Source organism: Segatella salivae DSM 15606, assembly GCF_000185845.1.
Taxonomy (GTDB): domain Bacteria; phylum Bacteroidota; class Bacteroidia; order Bacteroidales; family Bacteroidaceae; genus Prevotella; species Prevotella salivae.
The window spans coordinates 1-981 of record NZ_GL629675.1 but is presented as its reverse complement, the minus strand read 5'-3'; the positions used below and the strand labels follow the sequence as shown (position 1 = coordinate 981).

1 protein-coding gene is annotated in these 981 nt (G+C 43.4%); it reads left to right on the top strand.

Annotated features, from left to right (window positions below; translation table 11 throughout):
• Positions 1–177 precede the first annotated feature (177 nt).
• Positions 178–981 (top strand): IS21 family transposase (istA, locus tag HMPREF9420_RS12790; RefSeq protein WP_044079303.1); only part of this gene is annotated, 804 nt, incomplete at its 3' end.

Here is a 981-nt window from a genome sequence, read left to right as displayed (position 1 = left end):
AAAAGCCACACTAATTTGACCCACCCTGGCAAGTATTTTAGACCCAGTAAGGTTAAAATAATGAGACCCACCTCACCAAAATAAGAATGACCCTTTGAAACGCTAGTTTTTTAGGGTCATTTTGTAGTTTTGTGTTACTGCCCTGGCCGGCATTAAAAACATAAAACTATTATTTATATGACAAAATTAAAGAATTTATTGCGCTGTTACGCATCTGGTATGGGAATAAGAAGTATTTCTAGTACTTTCCATATATCTCGTAACACCCTCCGCAAGTATGTCCGTAAATTCCAAGAAAGTGGCTTGTCCATGGAGCAAATTCTGTCGCTTTCAGATGATAAGCTGGCGGACTTGTTTTCAGATGGGCATTCTCGTAACCGTCCGCCTTCTGCTCGCAAGTTGGAGTTAGAGGCACTTGTTCCTGATTATGTGAAACGGCTTAGCAAGAAGGGTGTTTCTATCTTATCTCTTCACACGGAGTATCTCAAAACTCATCCTAATGGTTACCAGTATTCTACTTTCAAACACGCAATCCATGCCTACAGATGTCAAACACGAGCCGTAGGACATGTAGAGCACCTTGCTGGCGATCAGATGTATATTGATTATGCAGGTGATAAGCTAGAGATAGTCGAAGAACAGACGGGTGAGGTGCGGAAGGTAGAGGTTTTTGTGGCTACCCTTCCATGCAGTCATTACACCTATTGCGAGGCAGTGTGGTCGCAGAAGAAGGAAGACCTTATCGTTGCTTGCGAGAATGCTCTTCATTTCTTTGGTGGTGTACCCAAGGCTGTTGTGCCTGACAACTTAAAATCAGCCGTTATCCGCAGTGATCGTAATGAGCCTGTTATCAATGACGACTTCGCTGCTATGGCTGAATTTTATGACATGGCTGTTTATCCAGCTAGGGTGCGCCGTCCCAAGGACAAGGCACTGGTTGAGAATGCTGTAAAGCTAATGTATCGGTCGGTATATGTAGAT